Here is a 20232-nt window from a genome sequence, read left to right on the forward strand (position 1 = left end):
TGACTGCCATAAGAAAAATGAAGCTTTGTATTAATTCTGCTGTAAGAGGCTTGACATGAATTCTCGTTTAGATTGCCAAAAATACAGGTAGCCGCCCTTAACGAGCTATTGGGGATAAAAGGACGCTTGCTCAACAACGAAGCCGTTCTCGAAGATCTAGTGTTCCGACCCGGTGGCTCTCGAAAGCCTCTAAGCCATAGGCCGAGAAATATCACAACTTTATAGATAAAACTCCCTCAAACGGCTCATACAGCATCGATGGACTAGATAAAGTCCCCAACAAGTAGATGAATGTAGTGATTGATACGATTCATCACAAGAGAACCGAAAAAGCTTCCCATGATGCAGGGGATGAAGAGTATCCCAATGAGCTACTCTTGAGTTCAGTTCACCTTATAGCCAGAAGATAATTTGACGATTAGAACAAGATATGTCTTTATCTCCATTTCTGAAATCTCCGAGTCATGATTTTGTTGTTTGTAGAACATGACTTCGGTTACATCCTTCGAGGATATTATCTCCTACTCTTACTTGCCCTGATTATCATTATCAGTTCCATTTATTCCTTTAAGCCAATTGTTAAATTAAAACTGAAGCTAATCCGTCAATATGCGATCGCAATCCCAAAGGTTAGGATGTCGTCCTTAGATGAAAGTCCATCTTTTTGAACAAGACTGAGCGTCTTGCCAAGGCGTCAGTCTTATGGATTACCGTCTGAGAACCAAATCAAACTCATTCTCATAATTAGGGTCGTCAGTACCGAGCATCTTGTCCCAGAACGTGAAGTAAAGCCCGTAGTGTACTGTGTACTTGCGATGATGGATGGAGTGATGCGTCGAACCGATGAACCACTGTCCCAGCCAGTGGCGGGGAAACGATGAGGGAAATAACTCGAATCCCAGATGATTCAACACAGACCATACCGTCATCGTCAGGAGTACGGCAATCAAGGTGATGAAATGGATCGGTACGACAAAAATTACACTGACAAAGAAGATCGCTTGAATCAGTGCCTCTGGTAGGTCGAACGCAAAGGATGTCCACGGTGTCGGGTCTCCCGAACGGTGATGACCCTGGTGCAGCCACTTTAGGAGCAAGGGATGATGAAACATCCGATGCATGAAATAAAAGTACGTATCCTGGAGGATCAGCACCCCAACAAAGCTAACCCCCAAATACCACAGCCCATACTGGCGTGGGTCAGTGTACAAGCGAGTGACTTCCAAACCGTACTCTGACATCATCAATGCAGCGCACAGGGCAAAAACTACCGCAGACAGAACAGATAATTCCAAATCCTTTTGGATCGACCTCCATAGGGGTGGCGATCGACGCAACCCTCGCTTGGGGAAGCGCTTCCCCAGATCCGAATAGAAGATCAAGTAGGTTCCCCCAGCGATGAGAAAGTAACGGGCAAGAATAGCCCCGAAAAAGACGAAGCAATAGTATAAAAATGAGTGGTCTGCCAATTTAACGTTTCCTCTTTGAAGTCAGATGGTAGTTTACCTCTTCCGCCGAGTTGCATTCAAAGATAGTAGAGCGGTGGGATGGGGGAGTGAGGTCGGAGCTAAGCATGAGGATGGGAGAAGTGGGAGAATGGAGCCAAAGCTAAGCATGAGGATGAAAGAAGTGGGAAGAGATTGTCCAGACGCTTAAAAAATGGATCTATAAGTCGGATTGGGTATCAAACTTCATGGGAAAAGGTGTGGAATATCAACCTATCCCACACCTCACTGTTCAACTTCAGCTACTTTAAACAGTCGCAGGCACCTTTTCTATAGAGCGGACTTGAGTGAGGAGATTTTGTAATTCCTCACCTTCGATGACCTCAACATCTAAGATTCTCTGTGCAATTTTTTCCAGCAAATCTCGATTGTTGTTGAGAATATCTAAGGCTTGCTGATGTGCGCCTTCAACAATCTCCTTCACCTCTTCATCGATCGCTTTTGCGGTTTCATCACTCACCATCCGGCGGGGATTCATCATTGCACCATCCCCCAAGAAGTTATTCTGTTGACCCTTCTCGTAAGCGAGGGGGCCGAGTACCTTGCTCATGCCGTAGGTGGTGACCATCCGTTCTGCCAAATCAGTCGCCCGCTGCAAGTCATTGGCGGCACCTGTTGTAATGCTACCAAAGACAACCTCTTCGGCGGAACGTCCACCCAACAGTGTGGCAATCTGACCCCGAAGTTCGCCTTCATCCATCAAAAAGCGGTCTTCTGTGGGTAGTTGTAAGGTGTAACCAAGCGCTGCCATCCCGCGAGGCACGATGGAGATTTTCGCCACCTTACTTCCTCCCGGCATCAGCGCACCCACGATAGCGTGACCTACTTCGTGGTAAGCCACAATCTTTTTCTCTTTTTCATTGAGGACGCGGCTTTTCTTCTCTAAACCTGCCACGACTCGCTCGATCGCTTCGTTAAAGTCTGCCTGAGAAACGGTTTCATGCCTTGCGCGTGCGGCTAATAACGCGGCTTCATTGACCAAATTCGCCAAATCTGCACCGGCAAAACCAGGGGTACGAGCGGCGAGCGCATGTAAGTCTATATCATCACCCAGCTTCACCTTCTGAGCGTAGATATTTAAAATCGCTTCCCGTCCCGATAAATCAGGGCGATCCACTAACACCTGACGGTCAAAGCGTCCCGGACGTAACAATGCAGGGTCTAAGGATTCAGGACGGTTGGTCGCTGCTAGCACAATCACTGTGGTATTACTTGCCGCAAAACCATCCATCTCCGTCAGCAACTGGTTCAGGGTTTGTTCCCGCTCATCGTTACCCCCCATGAACCCACCACTGGCACGAGACTTGCCAATCGCATCCAATTCATCAATGAACACAATGCAAGGTGCTTTCTGTTTCGCCTGTTCAAACAAATCCCGTACTCGTGCCGCACCCGCACCGACAAACAGTTCCACAAATTCGGAACCAGAGATACTGAAGAAGGGTACACCCGCTTCTCCCGCTACCGCTTTAGCTAAGAGGGTTTTACCGGTTCCTGGAGGACCAACCAGTAGCACACCTTTGGGAATACGAGCTCCAATATTCGTAAACCGCTGCGGAGTTTTCAGGAAATCAACAATTTCTACTAATTCAGTCTTCGCTTCTTCTACCCCAGCCACATCGGCAAAGGTGATTTTTGTCGATTCGCCTTCTACATAAACTTTAGCCTTGCTTTTGGTAAAGGAGAGCGCACCTTGTGGGCCACCGCCACCAAAGCGTCCTGCAAAGAACTGCAAAATACCCACGAAAATCAGGGGAGGAATCACCCAACCTAGGAGCGTGGTAAACCAGTTTCCCTTTGCCGGTGGAGCCGCAGCGAACTGAACCCCTTTATCTTCTAGCCGTTTGGGTAAATCTAGGTCGAAGATGGGGGTGGTAGAGAGGACTTGTCCGGGTTGGTCGCCTTCCCCTTTAAGCTGGTAGCGAATCTGGTCTTGCCCGACGTAAGCCTGCGCCACTTTACCATCTTGCACTTGGTCGATGAATATGCTATAGGGGACTCGCTGAGTCTGTGGTCCCAAAAAGGCAGGCAAAAATAAGTTTGCCACCAAGAACAAACCTGCCACTAAGAATAGAATATTGGCAATCTGCCGACTGCGAGGGAGTTGAGGTTTATCTTTAATACTCATAGGTTTAAAGCTGTTTTATGAAACCGTTACTTTAATAATTGTAAAATTTCTTAACCCAACTGGACTCCCTCTAGAGTCGGCGATCGCTCCACTAAAATGGTTCGGGTTTCCACCATTACGAGAGGTTACAACTACGGCTATGGAACCCAAAAAGCTGGGATTTTGGCTAAACGATTGGGGGAAAATTGATCAAAAACACAGAGAAAGAAGAATTGGAGTCTGTTGATAATTTTAGGATTTTCTCAGATCGGAATCTCTGTAAGACTGAACCAAAAAGCGTTTAATTGTAATGCATAAGCTTTTAAGAGAGCAAACTTTTACAGAAAATTAAGGCACGATAAGAGCTGAAATTCTATAAATTTTGTCAGGGAAGCGTAAGCCCGATCGTAAAACCTCTTACTAGAGGTAATGAGCTGCCGAAATCAGTGATTCAAAGAACTTCTGAATTCAACGGATACACAGGCGACGTGGATTACCCCTTAAGGGTTAACCTGATCGGGAGTTCCTCAGCAATCAGGATTATTCGTCGGTAAATCTTCGAGCTAAACTAGTGCTTATTCATGAGTGAGGTAACATTAAAACTATGGAAACGCTTGCTTACCTTCATGTGGCTGCCGCCAATGAAGAATCAACAGACACCCATTACGCCTTGGCGGCGATCTGGAAGAACCCTAAACTTTTAACTTGTCTTAATTCACCCCAGTTCTCAACACGTGCAGCCGTTCCTCTGCTATCTCTAACTGTCGTGCTCGGTATCTTAGGATTAGCGAAACAGGCGTTTGCCCTGGTTAAACCAGGCGATCGCAACTCGGAAGTAATGGCTCTCCAACAGCGTTTGCAGAGACTGGGCTACTTTAACGGCCCGACAACTGGCTATTACGGCCCACTGACCAAGCAAGCGGTTCTTAGATATCAGCGAGCTAAGGGACTGGCAGCCGATGGTGTGGTAGGAACCAGCACTAAATCCGCCCTACAGGGACAACGAAAGCAAGCGGTAGAGGAGCCTTCTCACCCAATTTGGAAAATCGGCGATCGCGACTCGAAAGTCGGTGAAATTCAGAAAATATTGGCAGATTCCGGCTATCCCAGCAGTACCAACGGCGTTTTTGATCAGGAAACCCAAGAAGCGGTTCGTCTATTCCAACAAGCCAAAGGACTCAAAGTGGATGGGATTGTTGGCAAGGAGACACTGACAGCCTTATCAGACAAGTCGGAATCCAGAACGCTGGCAAATGAGTCAAATCCTGATGAGTTGAAGCTGAATCAACCAAAGCCTGATGAATTTAAGCTGAATCAACCAACTCCTGATGAAGTGACACTGAATCAGCCAAAGCCTGATGAGTTGACACTGAATCAGCCAAAGCCTGATGGGAAGAAGAGTATCCGTTGGGAATCCATAGAGGAGCCTGAGACTCAAGCGGTAGATGAATCGACGAAGAGTTTTTGGCAAATCGGTGATCGCGGCTCGAAAGTCAGTGAGATTCAGAAACAGTTGGCAACCGCAGGTTTTCAGAATGATGCCAACGGCGTCTTCGATATAAAAACCCAAGAAGCCGTCCGCCTATTCCAGCGATCAAAAGGACTCAAAGTGGATGGCATTGTGGGAGAACAAACCCTAACAGCCTTGTCAGATAAAGATAAGCCTAAAACCCAGTTACAGCCTGAACCGGAGCAAACAACCCCGTGGTATGAGGACAATTCGGCTCCTCTTAACCCCTTTACCCGGTAGCTCAGTTTAGCGAAATGGATCTGAGCCTGTGCATGATTGTCAAAAATGAGGAAGCCTCTTTGTCCCAATGCTTGAGGAGTGTCCAGGATGTTGTCGATGAGATGGTAATCCTAGATACTGGTTCTGGTGATCGCACGGTTGAAATTGCCCAAAAATTCGGAGCTGGGGTGTATCACTTTGAGTGGTGCAACGATTTTTCGGCGGCTCGGAATCACGCTCTCAACCATGTGCAGGGAAAGTGGGTGCTGGTATTGGATGCGGATGAAGTACTAAATCCAGAAATTGTGCCTCAGATACAGCAGGCGATCGCGTTTGATCATAACCTGGTGATTAACCTGGTACGCAAAGAAGTGGGTGCTTCTCAATCTCCCTATTCTCTCGTTTCCCGGTTATTTCGCAATCATCCGCAGATTCGCTTTTCTCGCCCTTATCACGCCATGATCGATGACAGCGTGCAAGCGTTGTTACAGCGAGAACCTCAATGGCAAGTTGTTTCTTTGTCTACTGTGGCGATCGAACACTATGGCTACCAACCCGGTGCGATCGCCGCACGGGATAAATACACCAAAGCGCGACAAGCGATGGAAGGATATCTGAACCAGCATCCCCAGGACGCTTATGTATGCAGCAAATTGGGAGCGCTGTATATTCAGATCAATCAGGTCAGCGAAGGGGTCAAACTCTTGGAACGGGGATTGAGGGCGATTCCAGTAGAGGCTCCGGTGTTATTTGAACTTCACTACCATCTCGGTAATGCTTACACGCGCTTAAAAAATCTTGAGTTCGCCGTAGAGCATTATCAATCTGCCATCCAGCAACCGATTCTCCTGTCGTTGAAACTTGGCGCTTACAACAACTTGGGTAACTTGCTGTTGGGCGTGGGCGATTTAACCCATGCCAAAATGGCCTATGAAACCACGTTAAAGATTGACCCCAGTTTTGCCGCAGGACACAATAATTTGGGGATGACCTTAAAGGCACTAGGGCAGTTGGAGGGGGCAATCGCATCCTACCAGAAAGCGATTCAACTCAACCCTGACTATGCCGACGCTCAGCAAAACCTGGGAGTGGTATTGCTGAAACTGGGTAAAGTACCAGAAAGTTTAGCGGCATTTAAGAGTGCGATCGCCCTCCACGAAGCACAAAAAAACTTGGCGGAAGCTCAACGCCTCCGCCAGGGACTACAAGAAATGGGCTTTCAGGTTTAATGGGGTTGAAAGTTAGCAAGTTGACCTGTTAAACCTTGCAACCGACCCTTCGGGTACTCCTGTGAAGTACAACCTTCAACCGTCAATCTTCAAAGCAGATTAGACATCATCATCGAGATCATCATCATCATCATCATCGTCAAAAGCGCCATCCTCTACTCCCATTAGTTCGGAGATTTCTTCTTCATTATCAAGGAAAGAGGCATCGTCACTATCACGAGCGACTAGGCGATTATTGGTTTCTAGCCAATCCAACAGTGAAGTCTCTTGCTTCACAGGAATGACATCAGCGAGTTGATCTCGAGGTTCTTCACGTAAAGAAGGATTGTACATGGGAAGATTTGCTGAATAAACGAGGATTAGAGATTCTGTATTCTAGAGCTTAACAGGGAGAAAGAGCGATTGATGCTTCGGAATCAGACTCGGCTAAGCTAAGAGAGAACCATCAAGCAACTTATCAAATCTACCCTAACACCTCTGCTTTCTTCTTGAATCAACAGAGGAAAAGAGGTAATACCACAGACATCTCCAAGTGACGTGGCAGGAAGAGAAGTCTCCTACAGTAAGTATCAATAGAGGTAACTATCAGATGGTTAGCAAAGCAGAAGTACTAGAAGCGATCGCCGGTAAGAATCGCGGTCTGTTGGCGACCGAAACCGATAAAATAGCCATTCTTTCGGCAGTTGCGCGGCTGGAAGACCGCAACCCCACGCCTCGACCCGTTGAGGCCACTGACCTCTTAGAGGGTAACTGGCGTTTACTTTATACCACCAGTCAAGAGTTATTAAATATTGATCGATTTCCCTTAGCGCAACTTGGTCAAATCTATCAATGCGTTCGTACCTCAGGTGCCAGAATTTACAACATTGCTGAACTTCCGGGTCTACCTTATCTCGAAGGCTTAGTTAGCGTTTGTGCGCGATTTGAGCCAGTGAACGAACGCCGAGTTAATGTCAAATTTGAACGGTTTATCATCGGTCTGCAACGCTTAATCGGCTATCAGTCCCCGAATGATTTTATCCACCAAATCGAATCCGGCAAAAAGTTTTTTCCATCCCTGGATTTTCCCATTGAGAAGCGTGAGCAGCGAGGCTGGTTGGATATTACCTATCTTGACAACGATATGCGAATTGGGCGAGGCAATGAAGGAAGTGTTTTTGTACTCACAAAAACATCCTAACTCATCATCAATTATTAATAAAACACCCTCTTTCTTCCTTTACTCTGTGTCTTCTGTGGTTTATTTTACTGACAATTAATCATCCCAAATTCCAAATGTTATCCTCCCTCACGCCTCTGTCCCAAGGACAACTGAACCTCCTCGAAACCTGCCCACGAAAGTTTCAACACATATACTTAGAACAGTTAGGAACACCCGTTTCACCAGAGCAACAAGAACGCCTTGCTTGGGGAAGCCGCTTTCACCTCTTGATGCAACAACGAGAACTAGGGTTACCTATAGAATCGCTGGTTGAGGAAGATGCTCAACTGCAACATTGGGTTACTGCCTTGGTGAATACAGCAACCGATGTTTTAACACCTGTTCCTCAAACCTTCCGCGAATCTGAACATTGCCGCACACTGAATTTCCGAGGATATTTATTGACGGTTATCTACGACTTATTAATTGAAGACGAAACTAACGCTCAAATTCTCGACTGGAAAACCTATCCCCTACCCAAAAAGAAAACTTGGCTAACTAAAGATTGGCAAACGCGATTGTATCTCTATGTGTTGGCAGAAACCAGCGATTATACTCCTGAACAAATTTCGATGACTTACTGGTTTGTTAAGTCCCAACCGCAGCCGCAAAGCATTAAATTTACATATAGCAATGCACAGCATGAAAAGACGGGTCAAGAATTAACTCGTTTGTTGAATAAACTCGATCGCTGGATGGAGGACTACTGTGAAAAGGGAATTCTCTTTCCTCAAGTGTCCCAAGAAAAAGGATATTGTAACGAGTGTAACTTTGCCATTCGTTGTGAACGGACATCGGAAGGCGTGATGAGCGAGCGCAGCAATTTGCTTCCTAGCTTAGCGGAGATTCAAGAAGTGTCTATTTGAGAGATTTGCCTTTTTACCGTGACGTGTAAGCTGTCATATATCTAACTTGCAATAAAAGCTTCGTTCTGATGCTTAATCTTTCTATAACATTTCTATAACATTCGATGATCAGCTCTCCTTCATTAACGGGACTTAAACAAATTTCGAGTTGAAGTTGGATAGGAGTAAAAGCTTCACCGTAGATAGTATTTGGGTTAACTCCTGATTTAGCACCTTATACCCTCTCTCGTTGAGATGCAAGGTATCGTACACATAGTTGCTTTTCACTTGATTCTTCTCTACTAAAAGTGAGTAAGCATCTAAAATCAAGATATTCTTAGCTTTTAGCGAAGATATATAAGCGTTTACTTCCAATACCGCTTGGGCAATATCAGGTGACCAAAATAATTGACGAGTTAAGGGGACTGGGCCAATCGGAAAAATGGTTGTTAAAATCACGGTAGCACCACTCTTTACGGAACGCTCGACGATCTGTTGAATATTAGCTTTGCAGTTGCTAATAATGGCATCTTTCCGATGAGGAAATAGTGGGATTGTTTTTAAATCGTTAATTCCAACTTGCACAATGATAATCTTGGGATGTAATGGCAAAACATGCTTATCAAAGCGTCCCAATACCTGGACTGAAGTCTGAGTGTTGATACCTCGATTAATAAAAGAAAAGCCTTTGAGTTTTGGAGGAATAGGCCACATTTCTGCTCGCGAGTCGCCAAAGAATACTACGATGGTTGTAGAGGCGGCAGGAATACTATTGGGTTGGGAATCGGCACTAAAGGCGCTTAGTCCCAAGGGGTCTAAATTGGTTGCGTTCAGTTGTAGGTAATATGACCTCGCTTGGAGGAACAGGAGCGCGTTAAAGATTAGCGATACTACCAAAGCGACAAGACATAATAATAAGCTTAAACGAAATAAACGTTTTTGCTTCTGCATTTATTTAGGAAAATTAGCTAATTTTACTGGCTAAAAAAATGTACTGATTAACGAAAGATCGACAGCTCCAAAATTCACGCCTAAGGCAACATTTAAATTTTCTAGAGATTCGACTAACCAGAGAATGTCATTGACAGCCTGAGATTCATAATGGTCAAATAAAATGGAAAATCGTTGTTCTAAATGAGGCTTTACATGCTTTGAAAGTAAGGCAATTTTGAGTAAAAGCACCGTAGTTCTCAGGGAGCCATTATTAGAAATGAGGTCAATAAAAAATAGGTGTTCGGGTCGCTTGGGGCTGGCAACTAAAAAATTGAATAATTGACGGCACGTTTCTACCAACAGAAAATTGTTTACTTTTTGAAAATCGGATTCAGGGAAAGTGTTTTCTAGCTGCTTTGCTAATCGTTGATTAAATCGATATTTACCATATTCTGGATTGATCGATGCAATCAGATACCCATATAAATCTTTTTTAAATTGACCATAACAAGAAGCTTGATGAGTGCGAGCTAAAAAGACTTTAGCCAAATCTCTATAAGTATAGGAACCTTCCACTTTTCCAACAAATTGCTTGAGAGCCAGAAACAGTTGACGATCATTTAATAGGGTGGGATTTCGCACAGGTGCAATAATCGGCTCACTTTTATTGGAAATTTGGCGTTCCATTTGGACTCGTCGCGCCAGGTAAGTCGCGTACTGGGACAAATGGATTTCAAATTTCTGTTGCCTTTGAGCTTGCAATTCCCGAATGGTTTGTTGCTGTTCCGAAGAGCAGCCCTCACCCAGCAGATAATGGGTATATAAGTAGGGATACCGACAAATTAACTCACCTAAGGGGCGCTCTGGTTTAGAATGGGATTCTGGTTTACGACCTGTAGTGTCTCCAATAATTTTGTGATACTCCTCACTCTCAACAAACTTCCGCATTAACTCCTGCAAGCGTCTGTTTGGAGAAGAGTGAAAAAGCTCCATTCTAGAATTGGATGCACTTTCAAATAGCGCCACCAATTCAGCGTAAGCCGCATCACGTTTGGGGTGCATAATCCAGCGGTTAATCAGGATATAACAGCAGCGATTGAGGATAGAATTAAACTCTTGTTCAGCCAGTTTTGAGGCGATAATTCTATATAAAGCTGCCGCAATTTCTGGATGGGGATAACCCATACCTTCAATAAACAACTGGCGCAAGCGAACAAGAAGCTGTGGTGGCGACTCCCTTTGCACCCAATAGATTAGGTGATTATACAGAATCTGCTTACTGATTTCTATATCATCAGGTTCTGAGGTCGGGAGTACCGCGCTCAGCCAATTGGAATTGAACACATCTCGGTAAAGGCGGTTAGAAACTCTTAACTTACCTTGCTGCTTAACCACCAATCCCGACAAGCGCAATTCCATTTCTTCTGGGGTATCATGGGCTGGAACCTCCTCGCGTTGCCAAATTTGTTGATAGAGGCGCAGGAGTCGATCGCGCTGTTCACTGCTGAGAAGTCGATCGCGTATTGTCCTGAGATGTTCAGGCTCATCCGTTGCTTCCCAATTTTCAATCCAGTGCTGACACACCAACTGCTCCACCCATTCCGTGATTGAGGCTTTAGGCTTGTGGTTTTGGGCTTTGGGAATATGTAGAAATTCGCCTAAGTTCTGATTTCTGTTGCCTGATTCTTGCAGGATGAGCTTACATAACTTTTGGGTGAGAAAGGGTTGTCCTCCCGTCCATGCCAATACTTCTTTTAATACAGCTTGGGGATTCTTCACTTTCCCTTCCAATCCCCGTACTAATGACTGAGCTTCGTGCCACTCAAAGCCACACAGTTCGATCGCTCGACCAATGTTAAAACAAGTACAGTGGTTCCCTCGAATTAAATCGGATGGAGTTGCCACCCCTAGCAGTGCGAAGGTAAGGCGTTTATAGTCTCGTCTGTGAGCACGCTTGTTATAGCAGGCTTGAATCGCCAAGAAAAATTCCTGTCTAAAATTGAGCTGAATCAGGCTATCAATTTCGTCAAAAAAAATCACAATATTTTGCGGAATTAACTTCAGCAGCACCTCTTCAATAAACTGGCTAAATCGCTGCACCGAAGAGAGTAAACTCCGCTCCGTCCACCAGTGGTCTAAATGATCTAAAGTAAAGATATTATCTAGCTCTAAGCTACTAATAATGCTGTAAATTACTCCCGCATACCATTGATCTGGAGTGATGTTAGCCGTAACGATCGCACTCAGATCGACTCCTGCACAGGCAACCCCCTCATCTTGCAATCGCTGTAGGGTGCGTACCCGCAAGCTAGACTTGCCCATTTGCCGAGAATTCAATACATAGCAGAACTCTCCCTTCTTCAGGGCATTATAGAGATCCGAGTCAGCGTGCCGCACCACGTAGGTAGGAGCATCAGGGGGTAGACATCCGCCGATTTGATATTCATAGACTGGGTTTTGGACTGCGCTCATGGGATGCACCTCAACGTGAGCAGATGACAGACTTCCTAGCGGAAATGTCTTATCCTACCTGCTATATCTCTGAGCGTCGAGAGCTTATGCACATATATGAGATTTTCCATCCGATCGGGGGATGCGAAGAATTCTATCTATAAGTGTATAAAATTTGCTCGCTCTAACCAAGATTACATCCGCAAAAATAGGATATTCCCGTTATTTTCAGAGCCATCAGACCGAGTGGGGTTGAAATTGGGGCGATAGTTTAGCTCATCCAAACCGCCTCGGTTTCTTAAGCCTACCCTGACATACCGACGATAGTATCTTAGGCGTTTTGCCAAATCTTGAAGTCGATTCACAACCTCTTGTGATCGTAAGTTGCAGGGAATCTTAGCATTCACCCGCCGCGCAATTTCCTGAAGTTGCTTAGCTGTCGGCGGCACACAGGGTTGTTTCCTGCTTGATTCACCAGAGGTGAACGAGTCTCGACGTTGCCTTAGTCGATCGCGCCGATAAACCGCATGATAGCTTTCCAGCAAAATACAAGCTAGGGTAATTTCCGATTCACTCAGATGATGAAATTCCCCTAAGATTCGCTCTAGCTGCTTACATTTCGCGTCATTTAAGATAGCCCAATCACTAATCGAATACACACCGCACTCCCACAACAACAGATTGAGTTCTGGATCAATAGGCGTCTACATTGTCTAGGATGCAAGATTGACTCTAATTTTGCAGGATCAGATAAGATCGAACACAAACTGATCGTCAATGATCTTGACAATTAATCCCCAATGGGAATACCAACTTTAAAGGCTTCTGAGCAGGGACGAGCCAAAATCAAGCAAGCTAGAGAAAAGAGGGGATGGACGGTCACGGAAGAGGAGAATACACCTCTGAAAGAAGCGAGTCAATTCCTGATCAGGCAACATGCGGCAACCCATGAGTGGGAAGCAAATGACTCAAGATGGTTGAGGAATTTTAAGCAACTGTTCAGAGTCGAGAAGCCTCAAAATATTCATGAAATCCAGACCCTCATTGCTAGGTCTAATCAAGGTTCATGGTTAAAGCAAATTGAACAACGGATAGAATCCGGAGAAATCCTAGTTAAGCATATCTCATACGGCACTTGGAGTCGATTTGCTTCCCAGAAAACAGTACGCGGGATTAACGAGCGTGCTTTTAAAGCCTATTGCCATATCTTAGGACTTCAATGGGACGAGATTGCGGAACACAGTAATCCTCAGGACTTAGAGAGTCCTGAAGCGACGATTGCCGAGACAAAACAAGCGGTGCAAATATCTGCCAACGGCATTTTACGAAAGCGTCCTGCTCACAACCTACCCGTCCGTTATCACACTGCCTTGATTGGTCGTGACACCGAGATGGCTCGGCTATTAGAACTGCTCTCTCCCCACCACCCGACGGCTCACATTAGTGTGGAAGGAATGGGCGGCGCGGGGAAAACATCCTTGGTTTTGGAAGCCGCTTACTGTTGTTTACAAGTTAGTTGTGGTGAACCGAAAACGCCACTCGCTCCCAGCTTCGAGGCAATCATCTTTACCTCAGCCAAACAACAACACCTGATTGGGAATCATATCTTGCAACGCCACAGGCGAGAACGTACTCTGAATGATATTTTCCGTGCAATCTTCCGCACCTTAGGGTGCTCTGGATCACTTCCTGCTGACTTCGACGAGCAACTAGAGTGCATCCAAAACAATTTGCAATCACGGCATACGTTACTGATTGTTGATAATCTGGAAACCCTGGATGATCAAGAGGCTGTCCTCTCCTTTTTATATGAACTGCCGACAACGGTAAAAGTGGTGATTACAACCCGTTTTAGAGGAGCTTTTGGCATTCCTATCTATTTAGAGGGTTTGCCACTCCCTGAAGCCATGCGTTTGATTGAACACCAGGCTCAAGAGCAGCAAGTTCAACTTAAACCCGATCAATTCCAGGCGATTTACCAAAGAACTAATGGTTTGGCTTTAGGGATTGTTTATGCGATCGGTCAATTATCAGTCTATGGTGTTTCCACCGATCTATGGGTCACTCGCTTGGCTCAGGCAAAGGACTTGGCTCAATATTGTTTTGAAGATTCCATGCAAAGGCTGAGAGGGCAACCGGCTCATCAACTGCTGATGGTACTGGCGCTATTTGCGAAATCGGCTTCACGAGAGGCAATCGCGCAAATTGCTTTCCCCGAAGTAGATTTAAATGATCAACTTAAGGCAAAATCGATGAACCTGTTAGAGGTTTTGGCTCAGTTGCATCGACTACGATTGGTGATTCAGCGTGAGGAACGGTATGATATGCATCCCTTAACTCGCGAGTATGCCATAGCTGAACTTAAGGCTCACCCGGAGTTTGAGCAAGAGGTGCGGGAACGTTGGGTGAACTGGTATCTCAGCTTTTCTCAAGCCTATGGACAACAGCATTGGAGACAGTGGAAAGAATACCAAGGATTAGACCCAGAATGGGAAAACCTGCAAGCTGCGATTGATTGGTGCATTCATCACAACCGATATGAACAGGTTCGGAAATTGTGGCAACACATCAAGGGATATAGTTATGTGCATGGGTATTGGCACGAGCGATTGAGTTGGATCGAATGGTTGCTTCAATCGGCTCAACAGCGCCAAGACCAATCCGCGATCGCAGAAGCTCTGAGCGATAAGGGATGGACATTAACCCTGATGGTAATGGGCAAACCAGAGCGACTAGCAGAAGTGGATGCTCTGTGTGCACAAGTATCCAATCTCCAAGACAGTGAAGACCTAATATTGCAGTTAGAGTTAACAATTGAGCGGGCCGTTTGGTCAATTCCCCAAGGCAAATTCGATCGCGCTCACCAACTGTTAAATCGAGCTAAAGAATTACTCAGCCAGGTTCGATTAGAAGAGCCAAAATGCCTGCGTCAGCAAATTCGTATTGATTACTACGAGGCGGAAGTTTGGTTCAGAACCCAAAATTACCAACGAGCTAAAATCGGCTATCAAAAAGCACTCGAACAAGCTCGAATGGCTCAGTGGCAGCAAGTGGAAGTCTACAGCCTGAATTGGTTAGCAGATGTTGCACTCGTGGGAGAGGGCAATCTGGAGGAAGCGGAACGTCTGTTAAAAACAAGTATGCCCATCGCTTTGGCTAGCCAGGATAAGCGATCGATTGCTTTCCACAAGCGTTCTTGGGCACATTTGGAGAAGCTGAGGGGAAATCTTGCCCAATTGCAACACTGGGCGATGGAAGCGAAGGAAAGCTTTGAGAGTTTAGGGATGCTGGCGGAAGCTCAAGAAATGCAATCTTGGCTGGAAACTTGAATCCTTAAGATTCTTTGTTTGTGTAGCCGCGATTTCCAATCGCCATGTATTTTTGCTTGCATTGGGATGCTCCCTCTGCCTACTGCCTACTGCCTACTGCCCTCTGCTATATATTAAATTCTTGTCCTAGTTATTCATTAGATTAGCCTTTTTGACAGCAGCAGCAGTCTCTTCTGGTTTTCCAGAAGAGGGAAACACTAAAACACTATTAATTTTAGGGTTATTAACTAGGTCTTTTAAGCGATACAACTGCTGATCTGAAATGGCAACTCCCTCATAATTTTCTGCATAATTTAGCTCTTCCTTAAAATTATTATCGTTATAAATTTGAATGAAAACTCGATCGACATTCCAGTTTGACCAATCCGCCGCAAAATAACGTTTCCCCCAATAAGGATTATGATGGCAAAGGTCGAAACTAACGTTTGGGTTAGCTTTCTTGATGTCCGCTCTCATTTGCTGCACAAAATTAGTCAAATGAGCCGTGCGATCGACTTTACCCGGTAATTCAGCATGATAACCTAGGTAATCATCCCACTGAACTGCATCGATGGTTGGATACTTTTGGACGAACTCTACGGAGATTTTTTTGAATAAATTAGCAACCTCTGGAATCTCTACATCCAGTACATAATGCTCAATACCTGCGTAGGTTTTATCGACTCCAGGCACAATCCAGCGTTTAGCAATTGCTTCGTCAAAAATTGGGCTATTTTTATCAATTTTAATCCCTTTTTCAAAATAGGCGTGAACTTGCATTCCCTGCTTGTGCGCCTCATCGATCAACCAATCTAACCATTGCTCCTTAAATTGGTTGGGACAACTTTTGTATCCAAATGTTTGCTGCATGACATTGCTGTTATACATCGTGCAACCATTACCCCACACTCCATGAATGATCGTATTCATCCCTTGAGCGCGATAATAACGAACTCGTTCGCGAATCATTTTCTCGTTAGCATTATTCGTCGCTTGATACCGACTTAAATAAATTCCCCTGATTCGCTTTTTCTCCCAAGGCGTTTGAAGTGATGGGGATTGCTTGGGGGTTACGGGTGAGGGTGAAACTTGGGGATTGGTTGTCGGTGTTTCAGTCGGAATTACTTGGGGTGAAGGAGAATTGGCAACAGGTATAGGCGGCGTCGGCGCAGAAGTCAAAGTAGGAGGGGTTGGTTGTTGATGATTAGGCAAAAATTGGCTGATATCATTAGGCAAAAATTTACGGATATCTAGCTTATCTAGATGTGTAAAGCCCCAATAACCAAAACCTAACAAAACTAGGATTAATGAAATTGGAATGCTGGTACATCCACATCCATTTTTTTCTTTTTTAGGTGGCATGGCAACAAAGCATGATTGTTCAATTTGGACAGCAACTCTCTTGACTCGATTGGGGATTGCCTGTAATAACCAATACTCTTGAAGTGCAGAAGGAATAATTTAAGATTGAGGTGCTATATTAAGTTACTTCACTAGGCGATCGCTCAATTCCGCATAGAGGCTGAAATAAGGAACAATTCATTAACCCCAAACCCATTAAGGTTAAGGACTCTCTGCCTTTAGATACCAAAATGTTAGCGACCCAAACTCGATCAAACGGATGCCTAGCCTGATGATAGGCTTCTCGCACAGTATCTCCATAGGTCGCTTCGAGTTCACAGATTGTGCGTCGGCGATCGCACGACACCAACAAAAGAACGCCGCCAACGCACATTACGGACTACCAGACAGGGATTGGGAGCTTTAGGAAAGTGTTTCCCCTCGCTGATGACTGGAACAGTCCATATTCTGAAGGCGACGACTCACCCAATCGGCATTTTCCCGGAGAAGATGAAGAATGCTCCCGCGAATCAAAACATCTAAACGGATTCGCTCCTGCTTTAAGCGGTAGGGCAATTGAGCGTCCGTTGACAGTTGTTGTGCATCACCCCTAACAGCATAACGTTTGGGGAGATGGCGGAAGACATGATTAACAAGCTGTTGGCGCAACTCACCAATAGAAAAGGCGGCTTGATAGGGATGTAAGGGATAATCCTCCAATACGTATTCAATTTCTTTGAACACAGCGGCATTCTGTTGAAGGGTATATTCGCCGTCAAGTTCTTTACCTGAATCACCTGTAATGGAAACAAAAGTACTGGGATGTTCTTGAGTCAGGAACATAATAAATTTTCATCCTTTCTAGGGATGAAAAGTACACTTGTGTTATGGCCTGCCACAAGCACTACGATACAGATGTGAGTTAACCGAAATTGCTCTCTCCTCATGGGCTGATGGAAACATTTTTTTAGCTAATTCGAGCAACTCATTTTCATGAGGATGGAACTCAGACTCTTCTAAGGCTGATGTCTGGAAGTATTCCTCAAACAGCGCCAAGAGAGATTGAGTTTGAACAAAAGCCGCATCCTCATTTTGCCCCTCGGCTTCACCCCCAATGGCAGAATCCGGTTCATGATCGATGAAATAGCCAAACAGCCACTGGCAATCTTGGCGATATCGGCGCGTATGCAAAATATGAGCGTGCCAAACACAGTCAATTTCCTGGGTTGGTACCAGCCGAATTTGAGGATACAGGTAACAGACAAACAAGAACGTCTTATAGCGTTCAATCGCTTGGAGTGCTTGTCGCCAACACCACCCATAACCATTTTGGGGGTTCATCAGGTAAGCTGCTATTGGCGATAAGTTCAGGGCTTTCAGCTTTCCCATGCAGGCTAAGGATTGTGCAGACAGAGCTTCTTTGACCACTAACCTCATTAGAACACCTCGTTTTCTACTGCTTGATGTTTCCCCACTATGGCAAGGTGTTCAAGAGGCAAGGCAAGCTGTGTAGTCAAGACTCACAACAGAGGGCATGAATCGCGCTCACTACACACCTGTGAAAGTGCTTACACAAATGCACCACTATCTCAATTTGTGAATTATGACTGGTAAAAGAAGAATATACAAAGAACCAGTATATCTAGCCGGAGGGGCAAGCCAACCATAAAATCTCTTTTCCCTAGCTCATAAACTCCTAACCCTCACACTTATTTTTATTAAGCAAAGTATGAATTACGCAGAGTTTACTAAAGCTTTGGCAGGGCTAACCCCTCGACGAAAAGAGGTATTAATGAAAGTTTTAGCCTTTAAAACCGATCAAGAAATTGCCTCTCAGCTACATATTACTGAAGCGACAGTTAGAAAGCATATTGCAGATACATGCGTGTGCTTTGGCTTAAGCCGTTCTGAAAATCGACGCTCATCCCATCGTCAAGAGTTGTTCTCTTTGTTTACTAAATATAGTCCAGGTTTAATCAATAAAGATGCTGTGTATAGCACCAATTATCCCAAAATTTTAATCAGTTATTATCAAGGGACTGAACCCGATAAAAGCCTTGCCCTTGAGTTGGAATCGGCTTTAAAAGCTTCAGGCTACGAAGTCTTTATCGTCAATGGAAGTCTGCGAATGGCAACCCACGGACTCCAACAAATCTATGCCGAATTAAATCAATGTGATTACTTGTTGTTACTGTTGTCAACCCTAGCCGCTTCCAGTGAAATGGTAACCGAAGAGGTACGATGGGCAAAGGCATTACAGGACACTCGACCGGATAGCAAGCCAGGGATTTTACCGATTCGGATTAATTGTCCCAGCCACTTACTCAACCATGACTTGCGCGGTTATCTGCGGGGGATGCCACAGCGCGAATGGCGATCGCCCAATGATACCCCGAACTTGGTGCAAGGGGTATTGGAGTTCTTGGCATCGGGTGATAACCCAGCCAGTAACAACAGTTCCTTTGTCCCCACCCCAGAACTCCCCAGGGAAAATGCCCAATTTCCGAATCCCTATTCCCTCACCCCCAATCACCCACCTCAGCCAGTCGCAGAACCAGAATTACCCATGGGGCAAGTGGAGTTGGCTTCTGCATTTTATGTGGAACGCCCTGGAATTGATCAACGTTGTTACGAAGCGATCGCCAAACCCGGTGCTCTGATCCGGATTAAAGCACCCAGACAGATGGGTAAAACTTCTTTAATGGCTCGGATTCTCCAACGCTCTACAATTCTCGGCTACCGTACCGTACCTTTAAGCTTTCAACTGGCAGATAGCAAAGTCTTCACCGACTTAGATCAATTCTTACAGTGGTTTTGTGCCGTTGTTGCTCTAGAACTTCAGTTACCGGCTCGTTTAGGTGATTATTGGAATGGGATTTTTGGCAGTAAAGTGAGTTGCAAGTCCTATTTTGAACGCTATTTACTCGCCAACACAACTGAACCTCTGGTTTTAGGTTTGGATGAAGTAGACCGGGTATTACAATACCCCGAACTCACCTCTGATTTCTTTGGTTTGTTACGAGCATGGCATGAGGAAGCCAAGAATCGGGAGATTTGGAGAAAACTTCGATTAGTGGTGGTTCATTCCACCGAAGTTTATGTTCCGATGGATATCAATCAGTCACCTTTTAATGTCGGTTTACCGATTGAGTTACCCGAATTTAAATCAGTACAGGTACAAGATTTGGCTCAGCGACATGGACTGGCTTGGGCAACATCAGAAATCGATCGACTCATGGTAATGGTGGGGGGTCATCCTTACCTGGTGCGGTTAGCTCTTTATTACATTGCTCGACAAGAAATTACACTCTCTCAACTGTTAGAAACCGCCCCCACCGATGCCGGACTCTATAGCGATCATTTGCGGCGGCACTTGTGGAATTTGTCTCAGCATCCAGAGTTAGCCGCTGCTTTATATAAAGTCGTGTCTGCGGATAGTCCAATACAGCTAGAGTCCATCCCCGGATTCAAGTTACAAAGCATGGGACTTGTCCACTTGCGAGGCAATGAAGTGACACCCCGTTGTAATTTGTATCGCGATTATTTCCGTGTTCGTCTCGCACCGTCACCCTAGACTTGCCAA

Annotated in this window: 16 protein-coding genes; 6 read left to right on the plus strand and 10 right to left on the minus strand. The window is 45.3% G+C overall.

Annotated features, from left to right (window positions below; translation table 11 throughout):
• Window positions 1-707: 707 nt before the first annotated feature.
• Both MIC7113_RS02020 and ftsH4 read right to left on the minus strand, forming a co-directional pair.
• A complete protein-coding gene (locus MIC7113_RS02020) occupies window positions 708-1469 on the minus strand; it encodes a sterol desaturase family protein (RefSeq protein ID WP_015180505.1) in 762 nt (253 codons plus the stop codon).
• 283 nt (window positions 1470-1752) lie between these two features.
• Complete coding sequence (gene ftsH4, locus MIC7113_RS02025) at window positions 1753-3633, minus strand: ATP-dependent zinc metalloprotease FtsH (RefSeq protein WP_015180506.1); 1881 nt, start codon at window positions 3631-3633, stop codon at window positions 1753-1755.
• A gap of 583 nt (window positions 3634-4216) precedes the next feature.
• Here ftsH4 and MIC7113_RS02030 point away from each other — a divergent pair.
• Window positions 4217-5362, plus strand: coding sequence for a peptidoglycan-binding domain-containing protein (locus MIC7113_RS02030; protein WP_015180507.1), 1146 nt, complete (start codon window positions 4217-4219; stop codon window positions 5360-5362).
• A 32-nt stretch (window positions 5363-5394) separates the two neighbouring features.
• Complete coding sequence (locus tag MIC7113_RS02035; protein WP_015180508.1) at window positions 5395-6570, plus strand: tetratricopeptide repeat protein; 1176 nt, start codon at window positions 5395-5397, stop codon at window positions 6568-6570.
• Between the two features lie 99 nt (window positions 6571-6669).
• Here MIC7113_RS02035 and MIC7113_RS02040 read toward each other — a convergent pair whose 3' ends face one another.
• Window positions 6670-6903: a DUF3134 domain-containing protein gene (locus tag MIC7113_RS02040; RefSeq protein ID WP_015180509.1), complete on the minus strand. Its 234-nt coding sequence runs from the start codon at window positions 6901-6903 to the stop codon at window positions 6670-6672.
• A gap of 256 nt (window positions 6904-7159) precedes the next feature.
• Between MIC7113_RS02040 and MIC7113_RS02045 the strand changes: the two genes are divergently transcribed.
• Window positions 7160-7750 carry a PAP/fibrillin family protein gene (locus tag MIC7113_RS02045; RefSeq protein ID WP_015180510.1) on the plus strand — a complete coding sequence of 197 codons (591 nt, stop codon included), beginning with the start codon at window positions 7160-7162 and terminating at the stop codon, window positions 7748-7750.
• Window positions 7751-7845: 95 nt separating this feature from the next.
• The gene (locus MIC7113_RS02050; RefSeq protein ID WP_015180511.1) at window positions 7846-8637 is read left to right on the plus strand and encodes a PD-(D/E)XK nuclease family protein; all 792 of its coding nucleotides are present in this window, start codon (window positions 7846-7848) and stop codon (window positions 8635-8637) included.
• A 132-nt stretch (window positions 8638-8769) separates the two neighbouring features.
• Here MIC7113_RS02050 and MIC7113_RS02055 read toward each other — a convergent pair whose 3' ends face one another.
• From MIC7113_RS02055 to MIC7113_RS02065, 3 genes are all read right to left on the minus strand, one after another.
• Window positions 8770-9567, minus strand: a complete 798-nt coding sequence (locus MIC7113_RS02055; protein WP_015180512.1) for an SGNH/GDSL hydrolase family protein — start codon at window positions 9565-9567, stop codon at window positions 8770-8772.
• Between the two features lie 30 nt (window positions 9568-9597).
• Window positions 9598-12021, minus strand: coding sequence for an AAA-like domain-containing protein (locus tag MIC7113_RS32945; protein WP_015180513.1), 2424 nt, complete (start codon window positions 12019-12021; stop codon window positions 9598-9600).
• Between the two features lie 173 nt (window positions 12022-12194).
• The gene (locus MIC7113_RS02065) at window positions 12195-12659 is read right to left on the minus strand and encodes a hypothetical protein (protein ID WP_041779857.1); all 465 of its coding nucleotides are present in this window, start codon (window positions 12657-12659) and stop codon (window positions 12195-12197) included.
• Between the two features lie 141 nt (window positions 12660-12800).
• On the opposite strand from MIC7113_RS02065, the gene MIC7113_RS32950 reads away from it, so the two are divergent.
• A complete protein-coding gene (locus MIC7113_RS32950; protein WP_015180514.1) occupies window positions 12801-15329 on the plus strand; it encodes an ATP-binding protein in 2529 nt (842 codons plus the stop codon).
• 126 nt (window positions 15330-15455) lie between these two features.
• Here the strand turns inward: MIC7113_RS32950 and MIC7113_RS02075 are convergent, their stop codons facing one another.
• The 4 genes from MIC7113_RS02075 to MIC7113_RS02085 form a co-directional block, all read right to left on the minus strand.
• Entirely contained in the window at window positions 15456-16670 is a 1215-nt protein-coding gene (locus tag MIC7113_RS02075; protein ID WP_015180515.1) for a family 10 glycosylhydrolase, read from the minus strand.
• A gap of 118 nt (window positions 16671-16788) precedes the next feature.
• Window positions 16789-17043 (minus strand): hypothetical protein, encoded by a 255-nt coding sequence (locus tag MIC7113_RS35820; RefSeq protein WP_015180516.1) that lies wholly within the window; start codon window positions 17041-17043, stop codon window positions 16789-16791.
• A 29-nt stretch (window positions 17044-17072) separates the two neighbouring features.
• Window positions 17073-17492 (minus strand): hypothetical protein, encoded by a 420-nt coding sequence (locus MIC7113_RS02080; protein WP_015180517.1) that lies wholly within the window; start codon window positions 17490-17492, stop codon window positions 17073-17075.
• Window positions 17493-17534: 42 nt separating this feature from the next.
• The gene (locus tag MIC7113_RS02085; RefSeq protein WP_015180518.1) at window positions 17535-18086 is read right to left on the minus strand and encodes a glycine-rich domain-containing protein; all 552 of its coding nucleotides are present in this window, start codon (window positions 18084-18086) and stop codon (window positions 17535-17537) included.
• 292 nt (window positions 18087-18378) lie between these two features.
• Between MIC7113_RS02085 and MIC7113_RS02090 the strand changes: the two genes are divergently transcribed.
• On the plus strand, window positions 18379-20223 hold the full coding sequence (locus MIC7113_RS02090; protein WP_015180519.1) for an AAA-like domain-containing protein: 1845 nt from the start codon (window positions 18379-18381) through the stop codon (window positions 20221-20223).
• The last annotated feature ends 9 nt before the right edge of the window (window positions 20224-20232 follow it).

The organism is Allocoleopsis franciscana PCC 7113 (genome assembly GCF_000317515.1).
Taxonomy (GTDB): domain Bacteria; phylum Cyanobacteriota; class Cyanobacteriia; order Cyanobacteriales; family Coleofasciculaceae; genus Allocoleopsis; species Allocoleopsis franciscana.

Bases quoted from the DNA above. Each gene is read 5' to 3' on its own strand.
- ftsH4 (WP_015180506.1), bottom strand. From the start codon at position 3,633: ATGAGTATTAAAGATAAACCTCAACTCCCTCGCAGTCGGCAGATTGCC.
- MIC7113_RS02030 (WP_015180507.1), top strand. From the start codon at position 4,217: ATGGAAACGCTTGCTTACCTTCATGTGGCTGCCGCCAATGAAGAATCA.
- MIC7113_RS02035 (WP_015180508.1), top strand. From the start codon at position 5,395: ATGATTGTCAAAAATGAGGAAGCCTCTTTGTCCCAATGCTTGAGGAGT.
- MIC7113_RS02040 (WP_015180509.1), bottom strand. From the start codon at position 6,903: ATGTACAATCCTTCTTTACGTGAAGAACCTCGAGATCAACTCGCTGAT.
- MIC7113_RS02045 (WP_015180510.1), top strand. From the start codon at position 7,160: ATGGTTAGCAAAGCAGAAGTACTAGAAGCGATCGCCGGTAAGAATCGC.
- MIC7113_RS02050 (WP_015180511.1), top strand. From the start codon at position 7,846: ATGTTATCCTCCCTCACGCCTCTGTCCCAAGGACAACTGAACCTCCTC.
- MIC7113_RS02055 (WP_015180512.1), bottom strand. From the start codon at position 9,567: ATGCAGAAGCAAAAACGTTTATTTCGTTTAAGCTTATTATTATGTCTT.
- MIC7113_RS32945 (WP_015180513.1), bottom strand. From the start codon at position 12,021: ATGAGCGCAGTCCAAAACCCAGTCTATGAATATCAAATCGGCGGATGT.
- MIC7113_RS32950 (WP_015180514.1), top strand. From the start codon at position 12,801: ATGGGAATACCAACTTTAAAGGCTTCTGAGCAGGGACGAGCCAAAATC.
- MIC7113_RS02075 (WP_015180515.1), bottom strand. From the start codon at position 16,670: ATGCCACCTAAAAAAGAAAAAAATGGATGTGGATGTACCAGCATTCCA.
- MIC7113_RS35820 (WP_015180516.1), bottom strand. From the start codon at position 17,043: ATGTGCGTTGGCGGCGTTCTTTTGTTGGTGTCGTGCGATCGCCGACGC.
- MIC7113_RS02080 (WP_015180517.1), bottom strand. From the start codon at position 17,492: ATGTTCCTGACTCAAGAACATCCCAGTACTTTTGTTTCCATTACAGGT.
- MIC7113_RS02085 (WP_015180518.1), bottom strand. From the start codon at position 18,086: ATGAGGTTAGTGGTCAAAGAAGCTCTGTCTGCACAATCCTTAGCCTGC.
- MIC7113_RS02090 (WP_015180519.1), top strand. From the start codon at position 18,379: ATGAATTACGCAGAGTTTACTAAAGCTTTGGCAGGGCTAACCCCTCGA.